We start from the raw sequence: 21,181 nt of genomic DNA, 5'->3' as shown, positions 1-21,181 counted from the left end.
TACAGGTTGGACAGAAACGAAAGGGGGTGCTGCCGAGGTTCAAACGCTCTTATACAATTCGACTCGAATCAAGTGCGAAACATAAAAACAAAGCGCATGTAAGAAGCTGCAGGGTAACGGTTTAAGTGTATCGCACAAATGAGAAAACAGATGCAACATTATTGATACCGAGAAGGGCGAGGGGGCTGCTAAAGTAGGTTTTTCGCTAGAACTACTATACCCCCTATCAAACCTATGAAAAAGATCCCATTCGCTCTCTTGGCGGGAGCACTCGTTGGGCCCTATGCGTTGGCTCAAGAAAACGACGAGGAGGAGGAGGTTTTTACCCTCAGCCCCTTCACGGTAAGCGCAGAAGAAGACTCTGGCTATCGTGCCGGCAGTACCTTGGCTGGCACTCGTCTTAAAACAGAACTCAAGGATGTCGGAGCTTCTGTTGCTGTGTACACAGAGGACTTCCTTGAAGACATCGACGCTACAAGTCTCGAGGAGGCTTTGAAGTTCACCACGAGCACCGAGGTCGCGGGAATCGACGGAAACTTTTCCGGCGGATTCAGCGGCGAAGACAATGTCGGATCCAGAGTCGAGGCAGCTCGGACGAATCGCGTACGAGGACTCGCGAGCGCGACCCTGACCAGAAATTACTTCGCTACGGATATTCCATTTGATAGCTACAACTCCGGTCAGCTGACAATTGTTCGCGGTCCGAATGCTATCCTTGCTGGTGCGGGTGATCCTGGAGGCATCATCGACGGAAGCTTAAACCCTGCTTCATTTAGAGACCGTACTAATTTGAGTACGCGTTTCGGAAGCCATGGATCCTATCGTCACACGCTCAATCTGAACCGAGAGGTGATTGAGGATCGTCTCGCGGTACGAGTCGATCTGTTGACCGAGAATCGTAAGTTCAAGCAGAATCCGGCAAACGAGAAGGACGAACGCTTCACGTTCTCTGCGAACGCTATCTTGAGAGAAGGTGACTCGGACGGTGTTTTGGGCCGTACTTCGTTTCGCGGTAGCTATGAGAATGGCACGATAGACGGTACTCCTCCGAATCCGCTGCCTCCGATGATGAGTACGGCTGGTTGGTTCAGCGATACTGACGCGGGCAAGTGGTATCTCAACGGTCACAACCGCCAGCGTATCGCTGGTGACAATGCGACAGGGAGCCTTACGCCAGGCGAAGTAATCATTCCTTCCGGTAAAAATAGCAACAGGCCTGACGGTTGGGTAGAGGGCTTTCCTCTGTTTGCTCAATTGGCTCTTATTTACGCGGACCCCAACAGCAGCACTGCATCGATTGGGCTTTCTGGAGATCTTTCATCAATCCAAGGTATCCAAGGTGTATCCAATCCTGGAGGCGGATTCTTGAGAGGCACAGGTGACTTTAATCGTAATCGTGCGGGCTACTCGCGTACTCGTTTGCTCGACCGCAATGTATTCGATTTCTACAATCACTTGCTGACTGGAGCCTTTGACTACCAAGAGAAGGACTTTGACGCGATCAATCTTGCTCTGGAGCAACTCTTCCTGGACGGAAAGGCCGGTTTCGAGCTCGCCTATGACAAGCAAGAGTACTCGCTCGTGCACGACATCCCGATCGCGGGAGACAACACAGAAGTGTTTATCGATTTGAACCGTACGCTTTCGGTCAGGGACAACAATGAGGAGCCAATTCTCAATCCGAACTTCTCGCGTCCGTTCATCACAACGCGTGATGCTTTCCGCGACGTGACTAATAATCGCGAAAGAGAAACCTATAGAGCGACTGCGTTCATCGAGCACGATTTCCGCGAGGATGGGGCTTCATGGTGGAGAAATGCCCTCGGAAGACACACTCTGACTGGCCTGTATCAGGATTCGCAGTACGACCTGGTGAATGAGTCGTTTAAGAGTTCCTGGAATCGTTTCGCAGGGGACTACGAAATCAATACAAGCGCTGGTGAGCCGGGTACCTTCCGTGCTCAGGTCAACGCGTGGTTCTATATCGGTGGTCCAACAATTGACTTGGATAGCCTCAGCGACGTTCGCTTGACACCAATCAGCACTGCTCGTCCGGAGTTTGGCGACAGCTACGATTTGCAAGTCTACACTGGGCCACCTCGTACCCATCGCACCATTACAGCGTTGCCAGAGCGTATCACTGCGAACTATCGCGAGAACAAGGAATCATTTGAGTCCATGTCGATCGCTCACCAAGGGCATTTCCTCGACAACCACGTGGTTACGCTTCTGAGCTACCGTGAGGACACTTCAAATCGTTCCATTGGTGAATACGACACAGCGCGTGACGCTTCTACAAACGGTGACTTGACTCGTGAAGTCTTCAACGTGCTCGATGACCCAGAGCTGTCCATTGATAGCTGGACGAAAAGTGTTGTCGCGCTTTTCCCCGAGGATCTGCTCTTTGATCTGCCGTTGGAGAGTGAACTGCGTTTCTTCTGGAACGAGTCTGAGAACTTCACTCCTGCAGGTGCTCGCCGCAACATCTACAATGAGGATGTTGGACCGCCACAAGGTGAGACTGAAGAATATGGCTTTAGCCTGTCTACCCTAAAGGGGAAGCTAGACCTTCGTGCGACTTGGTATGAAACCGCAGTGACCAAGTCCTCTGTCAATGCAGGCGCAAATCCGTACGGCTACATTCAAGGCATGATGACTCGTCTCGTAGACGCTCACAACGTGGGGATTGACATCAACGATCCGTTCTACGGTTGGGATACTTTTGGCTTCAACAGCTTTGTAGACGCTGCGAACGCATTCTACGGAGCTCTGCCAGATCAGTTGAACCTTGGTCCGGATAGCCAGTTTGACCCGGCTATCGTCGACAATGGAGATGGAACATTCACCCTGAGCCCAGACTCCATTCCACAGTTGCGCTCCATCTCGGACACTGTTTCTGAAGGGGTCGAGCTAGAGGCTATCTTCAATCCTACCAAGAATTGGAGAATGTCCCTTTCTGCTTCGAAACAAGAGGCAGTGCGAGCAGGTGTAGGAGCGTTGGAGCTAGAATTCGCTGATACCTTCCTCCAAAACATGGAGAATGCTTACGGTCCCGCGATTTTCACAGCGGCTCGTAACCCTGCGATTGGTCAGGATTCTGGCTGGCTTCAGCAGTACCGTACGGAAACGCTATTCAAGATCGAATCTGAAGCAGGAAAGTCAGGTACTTTGCTGCCAGAGATGCCCGAATGGAAAGCGAACTTCGTAACGCGCTATCGATTCAGCGAAGGCAAGTTCAAGGGCTTCCATGTTGGTGGCGCAGTAACTTGGACCGATGAAAGGGCAGTTGGGTATGCAAACACGGTAGACGAGAACGGAAACACCGTGGCGGATATCGCAAACCCATACTTCACCTCCGATACGCACTACGTGAGCTTGAACTGTGGATACGAACGCAAAATTAACCTGTTTGGTCAGGATGTTAATTGGAGTGCTCGTCTCAACTTCGGCAACGCTCTTGGCGAAGATGACCTGATCATCACCAAGAGAAATCCTGACGGAACCACTGGCCAGGTTCGCGTCGCTCCAGAACGTACGTGGGCAATCACGAATGCATTTAGATTCTAGTTCATTAGTTGGTTAGCTAAATTGCACTAGCATACAGGGCGGATCGGTACGGGGCAGTGCTGATCCGCCTTTCTGGGTAGGAAGGAAAATAAATTAGATAATGAATACCTTTAAGTTACTTTTTGCGGGAGCTTTGCTCTCTGCATCTTCGGTTTTTGTCTCGGCGATCGAGAAACCAAACATCATCGTAATTTATGCCGATGACGTGGGGTATGGCGATTTGGGCTGCTATGGAGCAGAAGCCATTGATACCCCTAATCTAGACTCGCTGGCGAAGCGTGGAATTCGTTTTACGTCGGCCTACGCGTCGGCTTCGACCTGCACTCCCTCTCGCTATTCGCTGCTCACTGGAGAGTATGCGTTTAGAAACAAGAACGCGAAGATACTACCCGGGAACGCTCCGCTTATTATTGATCCGGACAAGCCGACAATTGCATCCGTTCTGAAGGAGAATGGATACCGCACTGGTCTGGTTGGAAAGTGGCACCTTGGTCTCGGATTGCCAACAGATCCCGTAGATTGGAATCAAGAGATCGAGCCCGGCCCCAAGCAACTTGGCTTCGAATATTCCTATCATATGGCTGCGACCGGAGATCGTGTGCCAACTGTCTTTATTGAAGATGGCCGTATTGCAAATTTGGATCCGAAGGATCCGGTTTCAGTAAGCTACCAGACAATGGTAGGCGACGAGCCGACAGGTATTTCGCATCCGCATCTGCTCAAGTCGCAAGCGGACGAGCAGCATGCCAAGACCATCGTAGACGGTACCAGCCGTATCGGATACATGACTGGAGGGCAGTCCGCACGTTGGACTGATGAAGAAATGCCCGATGAATTTCTTGGAAAGGCGATTTCGTTTATTGAAGAGAACAAGGACGAACCTTTCTTCCTTTATTACGCCGTTCATGAAAACCATGTGCCGCGTATTCCACATCCACGCTTTCGTGGTTCAAGCGGCCTAGGTGTTCGTGGCGATGCGGTTGTGCAGATGGACTGGGGAATCGGTCGAATCATGGAGACGCTCCAAGAGCTCAAAATTGCTAAGAATACTCTGATAATATTTAGTAGCGATAATGGCCCTGTATTGTATGATGGATACTATGATGGCGCTGTTGAGATGAATGGTGACCACAAGCCTGCTGGACCGTGGCGTGGTGGCAAGTACAGCGCTTGGGAAGGCGGAACTCGCATGCCGTTCATCGTTTCTTGGCCTGGAACAATAAAAGCCGGTCTGTCCGATGCCCTCATTAGCCAAGTCGACTTGATCGCAAGTCTCGCGGCCATAGCTGGGGCAGAGATTCCTGAAGGCAAAAGCTTGGATAGTCAGAATCTCTCTAGCGTCTTGCTTGGTAAGAGCGAGCGGGGGAGGGATTCCCTCATCCAACAGGGAGTTAATATGGAAGCGATCCGCAAGGGGAACTGGAAGTATGTTCCACCAGGAGAAGTCAGGAACCGACGAGGAATCGGCATCTTCGAGAGTGACAAGATATCAGCTCCAGGAGCTTTGTACTACCTGCCCGAAGACCCAATGGAGCTGAACAATCTAGCTTGGATGTACCCGGCAAAGGTTAAGGAGCTACGCAGTGCTCTTGAGAAGGAAGTCGGTCCTGTCGGGGGCAAAAGGGGCAAAGGCGGGCTTGGCGGCGCTGTCGACAAGTAAGAACGAATTTATGGTTTAGACTGAACTATGAGTACAGGTATCACAGGATTTGGTATATTGTTTAGCTTCGCGAGTTTAGCGGTGCTGTGTGCCTTTTCTCAGATTGTTGGTGCATCTGAATCGAAAACATCCAAACGACCCAACATCCTGCTTCTGCTTGCCGATGACCTCGGATACGGAGAACTGGGCAGTTATGGGCAGAAAGATATCCGCACACCCCGCTTAGACGCTTTGGCTAAGGGGGGACTTCGATTTACCGATTTCTACTCAGGGACTGCTGTCTGCTCGCCTTCTCGAGCTTCCTTGCTTACAGGCAAGGACAGCGGCAATGCGACCATTCGCGGGAATAAGGGGTACCTTGGTGACTATAAGTGGGATCGAGTCCCGCTGTTTAAGGACGAAACGACGATCGCTCAAATGCTTTCGGATAGTGGATACGAGACCGCCTTTATCGGTAAGTGGCATTTAGGAGATCCGAATGATTTGGATACGTGGGCGTTTGCTCGTGGATTTGACTTTGCGGTGCAACCGCAATGGTCGTCTCTTTTCGAAGGGGAGACCTATGATGAGGATGTTCACTATTTCGGAAACAAAGAACGTTCCCTAACTTACGATGCGGAGGAAAACGACTGCATCGATTCCTTTCGGACAGACATTATCTTAGACTATTTCGAAGATCGAAGTTGGGAAAAGCCGCTCTTTCTGTTCATGTCTTATCGTACCCCGCATACCCGCGAGAAGTACATTCGGGATCGGGAAATGTATGCTGACAGGGATTGGGAAGAGACGGAGCGTCGGCACGCCGCACGTATAACGATGTTGGATACTCAAGTAGGGCGTTTGCTTGATGACCTTCGTGAAAGAGGTGAACTCGAGAACACTCTGGTACTCTTCACTAGTGATAATGGCCCCCACTCGGAAGGGGAGCATGACTATCGATTCTTTAATAGCAGCGGAGGCCTGAAGGGGTATAAGCGCGACCTTTACGAGGGTGGCATTCGAGTTCCCATGATCGCATACTGGGAAGGGCGCATTGAAGGTGGAGGTACCACAAACCATCAAGCAGCTTTTTGCGATATCGCACCGACGCTTGCGGAGGTCGGACTAGCGGAATCAGGCGCGGACATGAGGGGGCTCTCGTTTTTGCCCGAACTGTTAGGTCAAGAACAGGATGAACCCGACTATTTGTATTGGGAGCTTCAGCTAGATGGCTGGGCTCGGGTGATGCCTGACGGAGGGTTTAGGCAAGCGATCCGAGTGGGGGACTGGAAAGGCGTACGCTACGGAGCGAGTTCACCGCTTGAGCTTTACAACTTAACGGAAGATCCAGGTGAACGACGAGATCTGGCTGCGTTGTATCCAGAAATTGCGACAGATCTAATTCGCTTGATGCACAAGGCACGAAGCGAAAACGAATTATTCCCATATGGTGGTGTGCCGCAAGGCTTCAGGGCTAGAGATCGATGGGAAGCTGAAAACAATGAAAAGAAAAACTCTTAAAGTAACCCCTTGGCGACAGTATTTTCGAACTCTCCTTACTCTCGCTATCACAACATTGGCCACTATTCTGTATTCGGCAGAACGTCCAAATGTATTGCTGATTTTGGTAGATGATGCTGGATACAATGATTTCAGCTTCATGGGGAGTAAAGACTTCGATACTCCACACATCGATCGGTTGGCGGAGAGTGGAGTTATCTTCACTGACGCCCATGTGAGTGCGACGGTGTGCAGCCCGTCACGTGCAGGGTTGATTACTGGACGTTACCAACAGCGATTTGGGCATGAGAATAACGTTCCACCACATACCACAGGAATGGACGTCGAGGAATCGACTCTTGGCGATGTGTTGGGTGGCGTTGGTTACAGAACCATCGTGATCGGTAAATGGCACCTTGGAAATCGCAGTATGTACCATCCGAATACGAGAGGTTTTGAGACGTTTTACGGATTTCTAGAGGGGGCACGCGATTATTTCCCGAACCCTAAAGTGGACGATCCTGAGAATTTCCGCGCGATGCTAGATAATCGTCTGCAAGTCGATTTCGAAGGCTACCTTACAGACGTGCTCACAGATCGTGCGATCGAGGAGGTTCAATCGGAAGATTCACGTCCTTGGTTCATGTTTCTCTCTTACAATGCGGTTCACACTCCCATGCATGCAAAGAAAGAGGACTTGAAACGATTTGAGGGGCACCCTCGGCAGAAGCTAGCGGCCATGACCTATTCGCTCGATCAAAATGTGGGGCGTATGATGAGTGCCCTCGAGGCGAGTGATCAGCTCGATAATACGATCGTCTACTTTCTTAGCGACAATGGTGGAGCGGGCATGAACAACAACCAGTCCAGCAACGAACCGCTGAAGGGCTGGAAAGGCAACAAGTTCGAAGGTGGGCATCGCGTGCCGTTCATTATGTCTTGGCCTGCTGAAATCGAGGGCGGTCAACACTACGATGGATTGACGAGTGCTCTGGATATCTTCTCCACATCGATCGCCGCAGCGGGATTGAAGGAAACGACCGGAAAGCCACTAGACGGCGTGGATCTTGTGCCCTTTTTGAAAGGCGAAGAGGCCGGCGAGCCGCATGAGACCTTGTTTTGGCGAAAAGATCAAATGGCAGCGGTTCGCAAGGGAGCGCACAAACTTGTTCGGCTCGAAGGTTACGGGTATCGTCTTTACGACTTGGAAAATGACCTCGGGGAGAGCGTTGATTTGAGCGATTCAAAGCCAGATCTGTTAAAGGAGATGGCTCAAGATCTTACCAACTGGGAGAGGGCGCTTGTTGTTCCATACTGGTGGGAAGAAGAGAGGTGGACCTCTGTCACTTACGAGATCCATAGAGCGCTTATGGATAATGAAGAGCCTCGCTTCCGGAGTCCCGATGAAAAGGAGGCTTATCTGCAGGCCAACCCCAAGAAAGGGAAGAAATCGAAACACTAATTTGTAGTCTGAATATGAAACGTTTTAGTCAAATACTAGCGGCGAGCACGATCGTCGTGTCAATGGGCTCCCTCTCAGCGGGTGAAAAGCTCGAATGGAATGATCCTGCAGTCATTCAAGTGAATGCAGAAGAGGTTCGAGCGAGTTTCATCCCGTTCGCAGACCGCGAGACGGCGCTTGCGGAGATTGATGAACCGAAGCGGTCATCACGTTATCTGAGCCTTTCCGGGGATTGGGCATTCAAATGGTCCGCTTCTCCCAGCGATCGTCCCGTCGACTTCTATCGTAGTGATTATTCGGACAACACATGGGATCAGATTACCGTGCCGAGTAACTGGCAAATGGAAGGATTCGGTCTTCCGATCTACACGAATATCATCTATCCGTTCGATACTTCAGAGTTTAAGGCGCCGGAAAATTGGAATCCGGTCGGCTCGTATCGCCGTTCCTTCGTTTTACCGGAGACTTGGTCATGGAGCGAAAATTCGGATGATTCCGTCTACCTCCACTTCGAAGGTGTCGAGTCTGCATTCTATGTATGGGTTAACGGTGAAAAGGTTGGATACAGCCAAGGAAGTCGTACTGGCGCGGAGTTTGATGTATCCAAATATCTAATCGCCGGCCGAAACCAGATCGCGGTTGAGGTTTATCGTTGGTCGGATGCTTCCTATCTTGAGGATCAGGATTTCTGGCGTTTGAGCGGCATCTATCGTGATGTTTACCTTTGGAAGTCTGAAGCGACTCGGGTGATGAACTACGAGGTGCTGGCTGATTACGATTACGAGTCCGGGGCTGGTATCTTTGGGCTTACTGCCGATGTCCGTGCGGACAAGAGCGCTACCGTTAAAGTCGAGTTGATCGACCCAGAGTCGGGAGACGTTTTGGTGAATGAAAGTGTTGCAGTAAGCAAGAAGGGCGAAATCTCTCTTAAGGAAAAGCTTGCTGAGGTCCGCTCTTGGAATGCTGAGTCTCCAAACCTGTACTCGCTCCTTTTAAGTGTCACGGACGAAGCGGGTGCGGTCCAGGAAGTGATCTCGCAACGGGTTGGATTTCGTCGCGTTGAGATTGTAGATTCGAAGTTTTTGGTGAATGGGGTCCCCGTTAAGTTCCGCGGAGTCAATCGCCACGAGCATCACCCTGATCTTGGGCATGTCGTAACTCGTGAGAGTATGATTCGTGACATCGTTCTGTTGAAGCAAAACAACTTCAACTCCGTGCGGACGGCTCACTATCCGAATGTCAGCGAATGGTACCGTCTTTGCGACCGCTACGGCATCTACTTGATCGATGAAGGCAATATCGAGACTCACGGCTTCGGACGTGGTAGCAACAACGTTATGAACCACCTGCCGGAGTGGAAGGAGCCGCATGTAGATCGTATGCGACGCATGGTTGAGCGCGATATCAATCACCCGTCCGTAGTCATCTGGTCGGTAGGAAACGAGTCGGGGGACGGTCCCAATACGAAGGCCGCTTATCAGTGGATGGCGGATCGGGATCCCACACGCGTCGTACACTACGAGAACTCCACCCATACTACCGGTGACGGCGAGGGTACTGACATGAATTCCCGCATGTACATGTATGCCAACGAAACCGAGAAACAGATGAAAAAGTTCCCCGGTAAACCGCTCATGTGGGCTGAGTACACGCACGCCATGGGGAATAGTAATGGAAATTTGGATGCGTACTGGGATTTGATTTGGAACGACGACCGAATCACGGGCGCTTTTGTCTGGGACTGGATGGATCAAGGCCTACGACAGCCAATTCCTTACGGGATGAAGGACCCATGGGGACGTTCTGATTTCATGGCCTATGGCGGTTGGTGGGAAGATCGCCTCACTGTTCAGAACGACAACAATTTCTGTATGAATGGCCTCATTGACGCAGACTGGGGTACCCGCCCTGGATTGAGAGCTCTCAAATACGTGCAGCAACCGGTGGATACCAGTTGGTCAGATCGCAGCAAGGGAATCCTTAAGCTGGAGAACCGTCTTGATAACACCGACTTCAGCGAGTTGCTGGAGCTCCACTGGAACGTGACCGAAGAAGGCGTTGTTGTTGAAGAGGGAGTTCTCTCTCTGCCATCCGCGCAAGCCCGTGCGGTAGTCGCTTTACAGCTACCTAAAAAGGCCACCAAGGCGTCTTCATCTGTGGAAACTTGGTTAAATCTTTCCTACCGCACTAAAGCACCTAGCCTGTACTGGGAGAGTGGCTACGAGTTAGCTCGGGAACAGTTGCACCTTGGTGGCGAGTGGAGCGGTCTAAGCGGTAAACCTAAGGGCAATACTCCTAACTTGGCTGAAACGTCTGATCAGATCGAAGTTTCTGGAGAGGGCTGGTCCATGAGTTTCGACAAGAAAGCGATGACGCTTGATTCCTGGATCGTAGACGGGAAGCAACTCGTCGAGCGCGGAGCTCTTCCTGATTTCTGGCGTGCACCGACTGACAATGACCGGGGCGCGGGTCTAGCAGATGCGGGGCGTGGCAAGAAGATGAAAAAGGCCCTCACTGGGAGCGGCGACTGGGAAGCCGCTAGTTCCAATTGGAAATCAAGCTCAGTCGAAACAGAAGTTTTAGATTCGGAGAAGTCCGTCGAAGTACGCTTCTCAGGAAAGGTACTACAGGGTAAGGCGAACGTTGACCTAGCGTATCGAGTTGATGGACAAGGCAAGCTGTCTGTAAGTTACAACTACAGCACTGACAAGAAACTGCCAATGCTGCCACGTGTTGGTACCGAATGGGTTCTTCCTCTCGAATACGATCAGATTAGCTGGTATGGCCATGGTCCGGACGCAACTTACTCCGACCGTCGCTGGGATCCCGTTGGCGTTTATGAAAGCGATCTTATGAGCGATTGGGTTGATTATTCCAAGCCGCAGGAGAATGGAAACAAGGATGGCGTTCGTTGGATGGAAATGAAGAACGATGAAGGCTATGGGCTGCGTTTCTCATCTTCAACGCCCCTTAGCTGTAACGCCCTTCCTTTCAATAAACAGGATATCGCTGATGCCCACTATTCGTGGCAACTGCCTCAACCAAAAAACATCGTTTTCAACGTAGACTACGCTCAGATGGGTGTTGGCGGTGACAATAGCTGGGGTGCTATCGCTCTTCCGCAATATCGTCTGCAGAAGAAGAACTACAGCTACAGCTACTTGGTAGAGCCTATCACTGGAGAGTAATTGCTAATGAAGATCCCCGCCGCAAGCGGGTAGGTTTGACAAAATACAATCTGTAGGGCGGGGCGCTGACCCGCCATCCCCGTCGCCTCAGACGCGGAGATCTACAAGCTCGCTGCGAGCGAGTGCGGTTATCAGCCCCGAATTTCAATGAAATACGCTCTCTCATTAATCCTCTCGCTGCTCGCGAGCGCTCTACTCTCAGCCAAATTACCAAACCTGGTCGTCATTCTAACTGACGATCAGGGCTATCACGATGTGGGGTTCAATGGCTGCAAGGACATTCCGACTCCTCACATTGACTCTATCGCTGCGAATGGGGTGCGTTTCACAAATGGATACGTAAGCTATCCTGTTTGTGGACCGAGCCGTGCTGGACTGCTGACAGGGCGTTATCAGGATCGCTTCGGATTCACCACGAACCCTACTATCGACCCATCGGTTCCTCATGCGGGTATTCCGCTAGAGGAAAAGAACATCGCGGAGCATCTTGCTCCGGCTGGGTACAAGAGCGCGATTATCGGTAAATGGCACATGGGTTCGCATCCACAGAATCATCCGCTAGCTCGTGGCTTTGACGAGTTCTTCGGTTTCTTGTCAGGAGGACACAACTACTTCCCTGAAAACTATGTCCTGGAAGACCTCTCTGAGGTTAAGAAGAAGTGGGATTGGTACCGTACTCGGCTAATCCGCAATCGTGAACGGGTCGACGAGACCGAGTACTTAACCGATGCTCTGAGCCGAGAAGCGGTGGACTTCATCAATCGACAAGCGGACGACGAGAGTCCCTACTTCCTCTATCTCGCCTACAACGCCCCGCATACGCCGCTACAGGCCTCAGAGAAGTACTTGAGCCGTTTTGAGCATATCAAAGACAAGCGTCGTCGCACTTACGCGGCGATGGTCAGTTCAGTGGACGATGGCGTGCGAGATGTACTCGCTGCTCTTGAACAAAACGGTATGACCGAAGACACGATCATCTTCTTTCTCTCCGACAATGGAGGAGCATCGAACAATACGGCAGACAATGCACCATTCCGTGGATACAAGGGAACGATGTGGGAAGGTGGTCTCCGTGTTCCGTTTGCGATGCAGTGGAAGGGAACCGTTCCGGCAGGAATCGATTTCGATGAACCGATCATTTCATTAGATATCCTCCCTACAATAGCTGGCTATGCAGGGGTGGAGGCGACTGAAGGTAAGCCCTTTGATGGAGTGAACCTAGTCCCGTTTGTGAATAGCGAGAAAGAAGGAGCTCCACATCAGTCTCTGAAATGGCGTGTCTTCACAAACGGTGACTTTGCGATTCGCAGGGGAGACATCAAGCTTCTGAGCGAGACGAAGGATAAGATAGATTCCGAATTGTTCGACCTTTCGGAAGACCTTGCTGAAGAGAGCCCCATCTCAGGGAAAAAGCGTAAGAAGGCGCTACAAAAGGAATGGAAAGCTTGGGAGAGGGAATTGAAGCCACTCGCTTTCCCGACCTTGGCTGACGTCTGGTGGACGGAAGAGAAACGAAAGAAATAGGTCCTCTACGTTAGGAGCGGTCATTACTATCTCATGAAAACGAAACGATTTCGACTTACATTGCTCGCTACCATGTGGGCAGTGCTTGGCACTCTTGTGCTCTATTCCGCCGAAAGGCCAAACATACTCTGGCTCACGAGTGAGGATAACTCAGTGCACTACCTACGTTTGTATTCGGAAGGTGGCGCGCCTATGCCGACTGTAGAGCGTCTCGCCGAGAGCGGCTTGGTTTTCGAGCATGCGTTTTCGAATGCTCCCGTCTGTTCAACGGCTCGGAGTACGATCATCTCCAGTTGTTATGGGCCACGACTCTTCTCGCAACATCACCGACGTGAAGAGCTTGTTCCGATGCCGGAAGGCCTTCGCATGTTTCCCTGGTATCTAAGGCAGGCGGGGTACTACACGAGCAACAACTACAAGGAAGACTACAACTTCATCAAGAGTGATGGGGTTTGGGATGACTCTTCCAGAACGGCTAGTTATCGCAATCGAGAGGAAGGGCAGCCATTCTTCCACGTTCAGAATTTCCATACGACTCACGAAGGCAGACTGCACTTTAACAAAAAGCAGATGGCCAATCGTAAGACGAAAACCGATCCGAAAACTGTGCCCGTTTTTCCGATACACCCAGATACAGAGACCTTCCGCTACACCAACGCCTATTACAGAGACTTGCACCTGAAAGTGGACCGCGAAATGGGGGCGTTTCTGAAGCAGTTGGAAGAGGATGGTCTCATGGATGATACAATCATCTTCTACTATGGGGACCACGGAGGCGTTTTACCTGGAAGCAAGGGCTACGCCTACGAGCGTGGATTACATGTGCCGATGGTGGTCTATGCTCCGGAAAAGTGGAAACACCTTCTCCCGACAGAGCGTGGCTCTCGCGTAGAAGGATTTGTGGAATTCGTTGATCTCGGTCCCACTGTATTGAATCTAGCGGGCGTCGAGGTGCCGGAGAAGGTGGATGGCGAAGCCTTCCTGGGTAAAGGTGTCGAGCTTGGGGAACTTAATCAACGGAACCGGGCTTTTGCCTATGCCGATCGATTCGATGAGAAGTACGACCTGGTGCGAACTCTGCGCATTGGAAACTTCAAATACATGCGCAACTTCCAGCCCTACAACTTCGACGGTTTGCAAAACAACTACCGCTACAAGAGCCTCGCCTACAAAGAGTGGCGTAAGCTGTACAACGAGGGTAAGTTAAACGAAGCCCAGAAACTGTTTTTCGAACCTCGCCCTGCAGAGGCGCTCTATAATTTGGATACAGATCCGTTTGAGCTTAACAATCTTGCAGAAGACCCAGCATACGCCAGCGACCTCCTGCGTTTGCGTAAAGAGTTGCAAGCCCAACTTAAAGGGATGCCGGACCTTGGTTTCTATCCTGAGTCGTTTGCTCTCGAAAAGTTTGCGGACAATCCTGAAGCCTATGGGCAGGCCAGACAAGAGGCTATTGCTCGACTCATCGATGTCGCGGATTTGAGTCTGTTGCCGTTCGAGAAAGCGCAAAAGCGTATCGTGAGGGCTCTCGCTTCCAAGAATCCATGGAAGCGGTATTGGGGGCTGATCGTGTGCAGCAGTTTTGGTGAAGAAGCGAAGTCTTTTGCCGCGAAAGCTCAAGAAATGGCGAAGCAAGATGACACGAACCTTGTTAGAGCACGCGCTGCGGAGTTTCTTGCGTTAATCAAAGAGGAAAATCCAAGCTCTGTTTTGCAGGAGTGTTTGCGAAACTCTAAGACCCTACCTGAAGCGAGTTTAGTTTTGAATACAGCGGTCCTTCTCAAGGACCTAAATCTGGGTTATCAAATTGACCTAGACAGGAATGAGGTTCCGGCGGATTGGCTCGAAGACAAGCTTTCGAATGTGCTGAGACGCTTCGATTACCTCGACGGGAAACTCTAGAAGATGATCCATAGGATTTTAAGATACGCTGTTCGTGTCAGCCTGTTGGTTACCGGATATTCGGCCGCGGCTAATCCAGATACGTCGGAGGAATGGCGGTTCATCTTGCTCGCGGATTGGCATTGGGCGGAAAAATATACGCAGACCGAACGCAATCCAGCAGGCGTAGCCGAAGCGATTGCGGAAGACGTCGCTAGCGTGCGTATGATCAAGCAACGCTATGGTGGCGACTTGATTCTAATGCCTGGCGATAGCAATGGGGGGCACTGGGATACGCCAAAGTTCATCAATGCGAATTTCCCTGGGGCTACGCCCGAAGAGTCGATATTGAAGGCGGGCAAACTCTGTTACGAAGGGATGATCGATAGCTTCCGGAAAGGCGGCTATTCCAAGCTCATCATGGCAGTAGGAGATCATGAGATGGGTGATAATCCTTGGCCGCAAGGTTCCGCGGTCGCTCGCTGCCAGCCCCAATTTCGGGAAGCGTTCGCGAACGCTTTTAACCGAAGCCGGGATGGGGGGCGTTTCTTGTACGAGAAGCCGATAGGCAATGCTCCCTCGCGTCCCCTAGGCACGAAGTATCAAGATACTTCTTACGCTTATCGCCACAAAAACGCTCTGTTCGTTACGGTCGACGCCTTCCACCAAGAAGACCCTAATCTGAGAATTGGCGACGAAGGCTCGGTTACAGGGACCGTTGTCGGACTTCATCTTGATTGGTTAGAGTCTGTACTTTTGGAGGCCCGAAAGGACGAAGGGATTGAGCACGTTTTTGTGCAGTCTCACCTGCCTGTGATTCATCCGGTACGAAAGGTAAACAGTAGTGGAATGTTGATGGACGACGGCATGGATAACCCCTTCTGGAAACTGCTGCGGAAATACGAAGTGGATATCTATTTCGCAGGAGAGGTGCATGCGAACACCGTGACTAAAGACCCGGAGTCGAACGTAATCCAATTGGTAAGTCGCGGCAATTTCTTCGATAATATCCAAACTCTGGATATATCTGATGACAAAATCGAGGTGACTTGCTACCAGCACATTGGCGAGAAACCTTCCGATGGAAAGTACGAGGTTTCGGGGAAGCTTCTTATCGATAAGACGACTGCCGAGACGAAGATCGATGGAGATGGCGAACTCGCCTTGCTCGATCCCTCCGACCGGCATTTTTACTTCGATTTCGAAGAGACCCTGCTCTTGGAAGAACACCCGATCATGGGAATGAAAAACAGGAAGAAAGGGGACCCTCGAATTATCAGAGGAGTAAGGTGTTCGGAGTTGATCCCCAATCGAGGTGGCTTTGGTTCGCACTACAATGCGGTCGCCGGAAACGTAGCTCTGGTAGACGGTGCTCGTGGACTAGGGGGTGAGTTTAGCAAGCGTAGCCGAATGGGCGTGTTTGGGATGGGGCCCTTGCATGGCGAGTATGCGGCTTCTTACGCCCTTTGGATTAAAACTTCCTCATCAGGAGATATGATGCTGATCAATACCGGATCAATCTGGGGAACGAACTTGGACCAGTTTTTCAATCTGCACTTGGCTGATGGAGTACCCGCAGTTGTCGTATCGGACAGACAGCGTTTGCTTGGCGACGGATACAAATTGAACGATGGCGAGTGGCACCACATCGCAGCGGTGATGCCGGAAAACGGCTGCCGTTTGTCGGAGGTTCAACTTTATGTAGATGGGGATCTCGCAAAGACCCGAGTTGTGGGAGGCGATTTATCCCTGAAATTCAAGCAGTCGGTTCGCTTGGGATTTGGCGGGTTAAACTACAGCAGCAGTGCTTTTGATAATCTGGGAGGCTCCGCCTTTAACGGTACAATGGATGAGATCTCGATTTGGACTCGACCAATAAGTAGGGAAGAGGTTCGAAGCCTTTACTTGAAATGATTTCAAGAGCCCCACAGCTACCCCCTCGCTCGCTAAGCAAGTTGCTTAGATATCTGGCGACGACGCTTATATGCTGCATTATCGCGTCCATCGATCTGTACGCGGTTGACTACTACGTCGACTCAGAGGAGGGCAAGGATCGCTGGTCCGGGACCAGTCCTTCGCGGGCGTGGAAGAGCTTGAAAAGGGTTAACCAGAAAACCTTTGAAGCAGGGGATCGCATCTTGCTTCGAGCGGGCTCTGTTTGGAAGGGGCAGCTTTCGCTTAGAGGCGAAGGCCAGTCGGGCAGACCGATCACGCTGTCCACCTATGGAGACGGGGATCGCCCATTGATCGAAGGTGAGGGAAAGCGGGATTATACGCTGCTACTCCGTAACGTTCAGTATTGGGAAGTTAGCGGTATAGAGATCACCAATACGGGTAAGACTCGTGGCCCCGGAAGGCGTGGCGTGATTGTACAGGCCGAGGATTTCGGAGAGAGTCATCACATACACCTTTCTGATCTTGTTATTCGGGATGTAAACGGAAGTTTGCGGAAGAAGGAGCAACAAGGCGGGAGCGGTATCTTAGTTCGTTGCGAAGGGAAAGAGGTGCCAAGCCGTTTCGTTGATCTGATGATCGAGAACTGCCATATTCTTCGATGCGAAAGAAATGGGATTAACTTCAGCGGTAATTATCAGCGAGACTCTTGGTTCCCAAGTTTGCAGGTCGTTATCCGAGGAAACCTCTTGGAGGGGGTGCCGGGTGACGGGATCGTGCCAATCGGTTGTGACGGAGCCTTAGTTGAGCACAACGTGATGCGCGATTGTCCAGACGTCTTGGAGCCGAGTGAGGCAGCTGCAGGCATTTGGCCTTGGAGTTCTGATAATACGATTATCCAGTACAACGAGGTTAGCGGGCACAACGCCAAGTGGGATGGGCAAGGTTTTGATGCGGATTTTAATTCTTTCGGAACCGTCATCCAATACAACTACAGCCACGACAATGCTGGCGGATTTATCCTGATCTGCAATCGCGGCGACACTTTAGGCACTCCGGGAAATATGGGGACCAAGGATACGGTCGTGCGTTACAACGTGAGCGTGAATGACGGCATCCGGGAGTATCCAACAAAGCAGGCGGGATGGTTCACTCCAGTCTTTCACATCACAGGTCCAGTCGAGAATACGAAGATCTATAACAATCTGATCATTCTTCCCAAGAAACGCATAGATGAGATCGATTCGGAGATTGTTCACTTCAACAACTGGGGAGGCCCTTGGCCCAAGGATACTCTCTTCGCCAACAACATCTTCATAGCCGAAGACTCGGTTGGTTTTCATTCCGAGGAAGACGAAGGGACTGTGTATACGAATAATTGTTACTTCGGCACGTTCGAGCGCCTGCCTGATGATGAGGCAGCAATCCTAGAAGATCCGGCTCTTGCGGATGCAAGCGCTCGTGGAGACGGTTTCGAAATTCTGAAAGCGTTTATGTTGAGATCCGATTCTCCCTGCATTGAGGCAGGACTTCAGGGGCTGGAGGATGTAAGTGATTTATTCGGAAATGTCATCGGAAACGAGGCGGTTCCGAGTGTTGGAATTCATCAATTTTGATAAGGCAAACTATGAAACGATCGAAATTTGGATACAGAGCGACAACTGCTGTGTTGTGCGCTGTCTTTTTCACCTGCGGTATTTGGGCAAATGCGAATCGCCCAAACCTGATCGTCATCCAAACGGATGAGCACAATTTTCGTACGCTCAGCTGCTACCGTGAACTGATGTCCGATGAGCAAGCATACATCTGGGGCGAAGGCGTTAAGGTGAATACGCCTCACATCGATACGATCGCAAAGCAAGGGGCTATTTGCACAAGCTACTACGCGGCATCCCCTGTTTGCACGCCATCGCGCGCGTCTTTAATGTCTGGGCTTTATCCACAAGCGACTGGATCTCCGAATAACGACATGCCTCTCAATGATGACATCGTAACTTTCGCAGAAATTCTGAGAAGGGAAGGCTATGCGACATCCTACGTGGGAAAGTGGCATCTCGATGGCGGTGAGAAACCTGGCTTCGCGCCGAAACGTAAGTTCGGGTTCGAGGATAATCGATATATGTTCAATCGCGGTCACTGGAAACTCTTCCAGGAGACAGACAAAGGCCCGAACTTCATCGGCTCCTTCAACGCCAAGAAGAACAGCTACAAATACGATATTGCGGAAGCGGACGAGGAGTCGTTCGCCACAGACTTTTTGATGGATCGTAGTATCGAAATCATCGAGCGCGATAGGGATCAGCCCTTTTGCTTGATGCTCGCTATTCCGGATCCGCATGGGCCAAACACTGTTCGTGCGCCATATGATGAAATGTACACCCACATGTTTTTTGAGAACCCACCTTCGATGGCGGGAACCTTGAAGAATCCGCCCAAGTGGAATTCAATGAAGGGGAAGAACCAAGTGCTTGCCCTGAAGCAAAGGGCCATGGCTCAGTATTTCGGAATGGTGAAGTGTATCGATGACAACGTCGGAAAACTTCTAAACTACCTGAAGGAGCAAAATCTGGAGCGAAACACGATCGTGGTATTCACTTCTGATCACGGAGATTTGATGGGCGAACACTGCCGCCAAAACAAAGGACTGCCATACGAAACATCCGCTGGGATCTCATTCCTGATTAGGTATCCAGAAAAAATAGACGCGGGTAAAGTCGTTCACAGTGCTCAGACAAATGTCGACTTTGTCCCTACGATCCTAAGTCTGATGGACGTCGAACAGGATGGATTCGCGTTTCATGGCCGCGATACATCGGGTGACTTTTTGAGCGACAAGCCAACCGTTATCGACGATGAGTTTGTTTACTATCGCCATTCGAGTGGACAATGGACTGCGGCAGTCAGCCATCGCTACAAGCTTGTGCTTTCTACGATGGATGAGCCTTGGCTCTTTGACCTTGAGAGGGATCCTGACGAGTTGGTTAATGTTTACCGCAACCCCGAATACGCTCCGATAGCTAAGCGGGCGAAGAATGCTCTCGTCGAAATGATGGAACGGTTTGAAGAGCCCATACTAGAGAAAGGAAAGCTACGCTATGAGTAGGCATCGAGTTCGAGTTATACTTTTTGCGTCGATTCTAATCGGTGCATTTGTCTGGTTGCGGACGGCATCGGCGAACGAACGTCCGAACCTGATCGTGATCATGGCTGATGACCTAGGATACGCCGATGTTGGCTTTAACGGATGCGAGGATATCCCAACTCCACACATTGATTCGATAGCAGATGAAGGCGTCGTATTCAGTAGCGGATACACTACGTATCCGGTTTGTGGGCCTAGCCGCGCTGGCTTCATAACCGGACGCTATCAGCAGCGTTTTGGCTTCGAGCGCAATCCGCAATACCGGATGGATGACCCAAACATGGGGCTGCCTCTAAGCGAACGCACGATTGCGGATGTGCTTGCTGAACGAGGTTACCGGAGTGGAATCATCGGGAAGTGGCACCTGGGCGCTCATGAAACGCTGCATCCACTGGAGCGTGGTTTCGATTTCTTCTATGGACACTTAGGGGGCGGACATCGCTATTTACCGGAAGAGTTAACCATCAAAGAGAGCAGAGTCGCGAAAAACGAAAGTGAAAGTTACCAAACATGGCTCCTAAATGGACATGAACCACAGGAACCCAGTGGCTATGTGACCGATGTGTTCTCCGACGAAGCATCGCTGTTTGTGGAGCGGAACAAGGACAACCCGTTCTTCCTTTTCCTTTCGTACAACGCTCCCCATGGACCCTTGCAAGCGACCGAGGAGTACCTCGCTCGTTTCTCGCACATCGAGGACGTGAAGCGACGTACCTACGCAGCGATGGTGAGTGCAATGGATGACGGTATTGGCCGCGTCTTGGATACTGTCGATCGTTGCGACCTTGCGGAGGACACTCTCATTTTCTTCCTCTCAGATAATGGTGGCCCAACAACAAAAAATGGTTCCAACAATGGACTGTTGCGAGGCAACAAGTCCGATGTCACGGAAGGTGGATACAGAGTTCCGTTTGCTGCTCGTTGGACTGGAAGAATGCCTGCTGGCACTAAGTTCGGCAATCCAGTCAGTTCCTTGGATATTATGGCGACGATTTCCGCTCTAAGTGGAGCATCCATTGATCGTGACCGTCCTTTGGATGGCGTGAACCTACTGCCTTATCTAGAAGATGATGAAGCAGGTATTCCACACGATGCCCTCTACATCCGCAAGTTCGACCAAGGAAAGTACACCGTTCGCCAGGGGGCCTATAAGCTGATCATCAACGGAAAAGGCGCTGCACCTGAATTGTATAATTTGGACAAAGACATTGGCGAAAAACAGAACCTCGCTCGTGTCATGCCGGAAAAGGTGCAGGAACTTGAGAAACTTCGACTGTCCTGGGACGAGGAACTCATCGAACCACGTTTCCTCGGACTAATGCACACTAAGGAGTGGATCAAGAAGGCTGAACGACAAGCAGCTAAGAAAAAGAAGAAATAGGAAC

At 51.0% G+C, this 21,181-nt stretch carries 11 protein-coding genes; all 11 read left to right on the top strand.

Annotated features, from left to right (window positions below; translation table 11 throughout):
- Positions 1-234 precede the first annotated feature (234 nt).
- The 11 genes from JIN87_RS03255 (at position 235) to JIN87_RS03205 (ending at position 21,177) form a co-directional block, all read left to right on the top strand.
- Positions 235-3,567: a hypothetical protein gene (locus JIN87_RS03255; RefSeq protein WP_200354084.1), complete on the top strand. Its 3,333-nt coding sequence runs from the start codon at positions 235-237 to the stop codon at positions 3,565-3,567.
- Positions 3,568-3,667: 100 nt separating this feature from the next.
- Positions 3,668-5,227, top strand: coding sequence for a sulfatase family protein (locus JIN87_RS03250; RefSeq protein ID WP_200354083.1), 1,560 nt, complete (start codon positions 3,668-3,670; stop codon positions 5,225-5,227).
- A gap of 27 nt (positions 5,228-5,254) precedes the next feature.
- A complete protein-coding gene (locus JIN87_RS03245) occupies positions 5,255-6,727 on the top strand; it encodes a sulfatase-like hydrolase/transferase (RefSeq protein WP_200354082.1) in 1,473 nt (490 codons plus the stop codon).
- The gene (locus tag JIN87_RS03240) at positions 6,708-8,168 is read left to right on the top strand and encodes a sulfatase-like hydrolase/transferase (protein ID WP_200354081.1); all 1,461 of its coding nucleotides are present in this window, start codon (positions 6,708-6,710) and stop codon (positions 8,166-8,168) included. Before JIN87_RS03245 ends, JIN87_RS03240 begins: the two co-directional genes overlap by 20 nt.
- Positions 8,169-8,182: 14 nt before the next feature.
- Entirely contained in the window at positions 8,183-11,356 is a 3,174-nt protein-coding gene (locus JIN87_RS03235; RefSeq protein ID WP_200354080.1) for a glycoside hydrolase family 2 TIM barrel-domain containing protein, read from the top strand.
- A 147-nt stretch (positions 11,357-11,503) separates the two neighbouring features.
- The gene (locus JIN87_RS03230; protein ID WP_200354079.1) at positions 11,504-12,880 is read left to right on the top strand and encodes a sulfatase-like hydrolase/transferase; all 1,377 of its coding nucleotides are present in this window, start codon (positions 11,504-11,506) and stop codon (positions 12,878-12,880) included.
- 33 nt (positions 12,881-12,913) lie between these two features.
- The gene (locus JIN87_RS03225) at positions 12,914-14,782 is read left to right on the top strand and encodes a sulfatase family protein (RefSeq protein ID WP_200354078.1); all 1,869 of its coding nucleotides are present in this window, start codon (positions 12,914-12,916) and stop codon (positions 14,780-14,782) included.
- Between the two features lie 3 nt (positions 14,783-14,785).
- Positions 14,786-16,675: a LamG domain-containing protein gene (locus tag JIN87_RS03220; protein ID WP_200354077.1), complete on the top strand. Its 1,890-nt coding sequence runs from the start codon at positions 14,786-14,788 to the stop codon at positions 16,673-16,675.
- Positions 16,672-18,270, top strand: coding sequence for a right-handed parallel beta-helix repeat-containing protein (locus JIN87_RS03215; protein WP_200354076.1), 1,599 nt, complete (start codon positions 16,672-16,674; stop codon positions 18,268-18,270). Before JIN87_RS03220 ends, JIN87_RS03215 begins: the two co-directional genes overlap by 4 nt.
- Before the next feature lie 11 nt (positions 18,271-18,281).
- On the top strand, positions 18,282-19,757 hold the full coding sequence (locus tag JIN87_RS03210; RefSeq protein WP_200354075.1) for a sulfatase-like hydrolase/transferase: 1,476 nt from the start codon (positions 18,282-18,284) through the stop codon (positions 19,755-19,757).
- Positions 19,758-19,857: 100 nt separating this feature from the next.
- The gene (locus JIN87_RS03205; protein ID WP_200354074.1) at positions 19,858-21,177 is read left to right on the top strand and encodes a sulfatase-like hydrolase/transferase; all 1,320 of its coding nucleotides are present in this window, start codon (positions 19,858-19,860) and stop codon (positions 21,175-21,177) included.
- Positions 21,178-21,181 lie beyond the last annotated feature (4 nt).

The organism is Pelagicoccus mobilis (genome assembly GCF_016595505.1).
Taxonomy (GTDB): domain Bacteria; phylum Verrucomicrobiota; class Verrucomicrobiia; order Opitutales; family Opitutaceae; genus Pelagicoccus; species Pelagicoccus mobilis.
The sequence above is the reverse complement of the archived record's forward strand: the minus strand, read 5'-3'. Positions and strand labels throughout refer to the sequence as shown.